The 4,601-nt window shown below is 48.4% G+C and carries 4 protein-coding genes and 1 pseudogene; 3 read left to right on the forward strand and 2 right to left on the reverse strand.

The features are described from left to right. A pseudogene (locus tag ABLU50_RS15920) lies at nucleotides 1-106 on the forward strand (phosphomannomutase); the annotation flags it as partial. A 163-nt stretch (nucleotides 107-269) separates the two neighbouring features. Then, complete coding sequence (ugd, locus tag ABLU50_RS15925; protein WP_000704907.1) at nucleotides 270-1,436, forward strand: UDP-glucose 6-dehydrogenase; 1,167 nt, start codon at nucleotides 270-272, stop codon at nucleotides 1,434-1,436. A gap of 422 nt (nucleotides 1,437-1,858) precedes the next feature. Here ugd and ABLU50_RS15930 read toward each other — a convergent pair whose 3' ends face one another. Beyond that, complete coding sequence (locus tag ABLU50_RS15930; protein WP_000429184.1) at nucleotides 1,859-1,981, reverse strand: small membrane protein; 123 nt, start codon at nucleotides 1,979-1,981, stop codon at nucleotides 1,859-1,861. A 399-nt stretch (nucleotides 1,982-2,380) separates the two neighbouring features. Next, nucleotides 2,381-3,385 carry an NAD-dependent epimerase gene (locus ABLU50_RS15935; RefSeq protein WP_060656233.1) on the reverse strand — a complete coding sequence of 335 codons (1,005 nt, stop codon included), beginning with the start codon at nucleotides 3,383-3,385 and terminating at the stop codon, nucleotides 2,381-2,383. 1,074 nt (nucleotides 3,386-4,459) lie between these two features. Between ABLU50_RS15935 and ABLU50_RS15940 the strand changes: the two genes are divergently transcribed. Continuing rightward, a partial coding sequence (locus ABLU50_RS15940) for a sugar phosphate nucleotidyltransferase (RefSeq protein WP_260677201.1) occupies nucleotides 4,460-4,601 on the forward strand: 142 nt, incomplete at its 3' end.

Consider the following 4,601-nt stretch of genomic DNA (forward strand, 5'->3'; position numbering starts at 1 on the left):
GCGCACGTCCAACACGGAGCCGGTGGTGCGTCTGAACGTGGAGTCCAGAGCGGATACGGCGTTAATGAATGCAAAAACCGAAGAGATTTTAGCTCTTCTCAAGTAATGCATTATCCATAATGGAAGCCATAGGGTCACATTTTAATCGTATTATTGACCTTATGGCTTATTCTTGACATCCAACTGGTCAAAGCGTAAAACCGCCCACAGCATTATTTAATTTCGTGGCTATCCGCCATTATCCAGTTAACTGATTAAAGTGTAATCTCATGAAAATTACTATTTCCGGTACAGGTTATGTTGGTTTATCGAACGGTGTCCTGATTGCGCAAAACCACGAAGTGGTTGCCCTGGATATCGTACAGGCCAAAGTGGATATGCTTAACCAGAAGATCTCTCCGATTGTCGATAAAGAAATTCAGGAATATCTGGCAGAAAAACCGTTAAATTTCCGTGCCACCACGGATAAGCACGACGCATACCGTAATGCCGACTACGTGATCATTGCGACGCCGACCGATTATGATCCCAAAACCAACTACTTCAACACCTCTACAGTGGAAGCGGTTATTCGCGATGTCACAGAGATCAACCCGAACGCGGTGATGATCATCAAATCGACCATCCCGGTGGGGTTCACCCGCGACATCAAAGAACGTTTAGGGATTGATAATGTTATTTTCTCTCCTGAGTTCCTGCGTGAAGGCCGTGCGCTGTACGACAACCTGCACCCGTCGCGCATTGTCATTGGTGAGCGCTCTGCACGTGCCGAACGTTTCGCAGACCTGTTGAAAGAAGGCGCGATTAAGCAGGATATCCCGACCCTGTTTACCGACTCCACTGAAGCGGAAGCGATCAAACTGTTCGCGAACACCTATCTGGCGCTGCGCGTTGCCTATTTCAATGAGCTTGACAGCTATGCTGAAAGCCAGGGGCTGAACAGCAAGCAGATTATCGAAGGGGTATGCCTGGATCCGCGTATCGGCAACCACTATAACAACCCGTCCTTTGGCTATGGCGGCTACTGCCTGCCGAAAGATACCAAGCAGTTGCTGGCGAACTACGAATCGGTCCCGAACAATATCATCGCGGCTATCGTAGATGCTAACCGTACCCGTAAAGACTTTATCGCGGATTCTATTCTTGCCCGTAAGCCGAAAGTGGTGGGTGTGTATCGCCTGATCATGAAAAGTGGTTCGGACAACTTCCGTGCCTCTTCTATTCAGGGCATTATGAAGCGCATCAAGGCAAAAGGTATTCCGGTTATTATCTATGAACCGGTAATGCAGGAAGATGAGTTCTTTAACTCCCGCGTAGTGCGCGACCTGGATGCCTTCAAACAAGAGGCGGATGTGATTATCTCTAACCGTATGGCGGAAGAGCTGGCGGATGTGGCGGACAAGGTATACACCCGCGATCTGTTTGGTAACGATTAATCCTGCCTGTCTGACACTGGCGGCTCCTCGCCGCCAGTATGCTTCTTTATCTCCCCGCTATATTCCTCACTGCGCGTATTTCTCGCACATTCAGATTAACCTCAATAAATTGTGATGGACATTACGATCCTGCTCAAAAGCCGTTGCGGGTTGAAAACAGGTCCGATAAGTTAAACTTACCTTGTGAAGAGCTACCGTCACTGTGATGTAGATGCCGGAGATAAGCGCCGGGAGGTAAAACAAAGCCTGCAACGCAGGCTTTTGTTATTTATGCCCTGGGGAAATATGAGGAACAGGGCGTGAGTAACGTTATTTTTTCTTGCCTTAAGGCCACGCCAAAACGCAGAATGAACGGTCATTCTGTCATATCATTTTTTTATCTCTTAATATTTTCTTAATCTAATTGCAATATGGAGTGGGCCTTACCACTTGCGTTTATTAAACGTCAGTTTGGTTTTCTTTCTGTCTTTCAGATATGAAATTAAAAAGAAAACCGACACAGCAAGTAGTATGGCAGCCACCACTAAGAAAAACAGGTTTTCCATAATATCTACCACAGCTTTAGTTGGTTGAATCATTAGCAAGTTAAGCAATATATCAGCGTGGAAGGTGCTGTATTGCGATCTCTAACATATCCTGTTCTTAAGAAAATTCCTACAGAAAGTAATGTCTTTTATTTATCAGGAGAAAATGCTGAAGGAGCCATTAAAAATAGTATTGAAAATAGTGACTGCAGGGAACCAGGCTTAAAGTTGTTGGCTTTTTCGCTGGCGGGTAGATGAAACTGGTTTCAGCACCGTCGTTAAAACCAGTAAAAATTATTCTTTAGCACAAAAAAGTATAGCCTGTGCCAGGCTCGGGTAAAGAAATGAATGATCAATGAAGGGAATACGGGAGGTTTATCAATTGCCGCAATCAGCTGATCGCGGCAGGGCAGAGACAGGTTAGATCTGATAGTAATCCTTATACCACTCGACGAAGTTTTTCACCCCTTCCTTCACTGACGTCTGTGGCTTGAAACCCACCAGGTCATACAGCGGCTGGGTGTCTGCGCTGGTGTCCAGCACATCGCCCGGCTGAATCGGCATCATATTTTTCTTTGCTTCCATCCCCAGCGCCTCTTCCAGAGCGGTGATGTAGTCCATCAGTTCCACCGGCGAGCTGTTGCCAATGTTATAGACCCGATACGGCGCTGAGCTGGTCGCCGGGGAACCGTTCTCAACGGTCCAGTCAGCATTGGCCTGCGGGATCACATCCTGAACGCGCACCACTGCCTCGACGATGTCGTCGATGTAGGTGAAGTCGCGCTTCATTTTGCCGTAGTTGTAAACGTCAATACTTTTCCCTTCCAGCATCGCTTTCGTGAACTTGAACAGCGCCATATCCGGGCGTCCCCACGGACCATAGACCGTAAAGAAGCGCAGGCCGGTAGTCGGGATGCCGTACAGATGGGAATAGGTATGCGCCATCAGCTCATTGGCTTTCTTGGTGGCGGCATACAGGGAGACCGGATGATCGACGGAATCCTCCGTGGAGAACGGCATTTTGCGGTTAAGGCCGTAAACCGAACTGGAGGAGGCGTACACCAGGTGTTTTACTTTGGTATGACGACAGCCTTCCAGAATGTTCAGATACCCCATCAGGTTAGCGTCAGCGTAGGCATAGGGGTTTTCCAGCGAATAGCGCACGCCCGCCTGGGCCGCAAGGTGGATCACGCGGTCAAACTGTTCTGCGGCGAACAGCGTCGCCATCCCCTCACGGTCAGCAAGATCCAGCTGCTGGAAATGAAATGCCGGAGATGCCAGACGATCCAGGCGAGCCTGCTTCAGGCTGACGTCATAATAGTCATTCATGTTGTCGATCCCGACAACATTATGCCCTTCATCCAGCAGGCGCTGCGCGATATGAAAGCCGATAAAACCTGCTGCACCAGTGACCAAAAACTTCATATTTTTCCTCCGGGGTGTGGATATCCCGTTCTACATAAGTGCCGATTTTACACTGGCTTGCGGTTGGGATCACTTGCTTTGCCGCGTCTATTCCGCCAGGCGTGAACTGAAAGGCGTTTTTTCTGACAAAACCGTGGTGGCAAAGGCTGATAAATAACAACGTTTCTCATTTGACCGTTAGCTGTCGAATAATAACCTTGTGACTGGTCAGCGGCTTAGCGATTCGTGGCGATACCATGAAGGCAGTCAATACCCTCAGGCACGGCGTAATTTTGTTTAAAGTTATATTTTTGGTCGGCGGATCATTTAGCAAATGGGCAAAATTCTCGTCGAGTTTGCATTTTTTACCTTAAATATCAATTGCTTAATGTTGATCTTTTTGTTTAGCAAATGTTTAAGATGTGTATTATTTGAGTAATCCATTAATCAGTAGGCTTTTTTATTTTTATTCCCCGCGACCAGCGCTATAATCTGCGGACGATTTTCTTAGTGGAATGTGCATTGTAGAGCATGAGTCGTTTATCCCACCTGTCGGAACGTAGCGCCGTCGCCATGTGCAAAGGGCAACCAGGCCCGCAAGCGCGTTGTCTCCTCAGCGGCGAAGACGATGTCTCTTCTCATCTTTCCCTTTATCGTGAATGCTCCTCTATGACGGTTACTGGCATCGGTAAACCGCCGGTTTCGTTTTCTTCGGTGGCGGCAAGCGCGTGCGTTTTGCCCTGCGTAAATGAGAAAGTCCTGATGGTTAACCCGGCGGCAAATGCGGAAAGTGTGGGGCATTTCGCGGCCAGGTGAGGGAAGATGCATGTTAAAAGCAGAGATATGCCTGAAGGTATATCTCTGCTTTTAGGTTTTCAGGACACCCGTTCCGTCAGGCTGGCTTTTCAGGCCGCTGAGTGAACGTTCAGCCGACAGCCTGAAGCGAAAGAGGGTGGCGTTTAGCCTAAAGCACGGGAGCAGTACGCATTTTGGTTGCGACAGCCAATGGCGGTAGCGTGCCTGAAAAAGGCCATTCCCCCGACGGTCGATTGACTGATAGTAAAATAAAGCAATTATTTATTTAAGGATTTCATTATGTTACTTCCTGTAATTATGGCTGGTGGTACCGGCAGTCGTCTCTGGCCGATGTCTCGCGAGCTTTACCCGAAACAGTTCCTCCGTCTGTTCGGGCAGAACTCCATGCTGCAGGAAACCATCACCCGACTCTCGGGCCTTG

This window comes from Klebsiella sp. GG_Kp173 (assembly GCF_040062415.1).
GTDB lineage: Bacteria > Pseudomonadota > Gammaproteobacteria > Enterobacterales > Enterobacteriaceae > Klebsiella > Klebsiella quasipneumoniae.

Excerpts from the sequence above, each read along its gene's own strand:
- ugd (WP_000704907.1), top strand. The coding sequence starts at position 270 with ATGAAAATTACTATTTCCGGTACAGGTTATGTTGGTTTATCGAACGGT.
- ABLU50_RS15930 (WP_000429184.1), bottom strand. The coding sequence starts at position 1,981 with ATGGAAAACCTGTTTTTCTTAGTGGTGGCTGCCATACTACTTGCTGTG.
- ABLU50_RS15935 (WP_060656233.1), bottom strand. The coding sequence starts at position 3,385 with ATGAAGTTTTTGGTCACTGGTGCAGCAGGTTTTATCGGCTTTCATATC.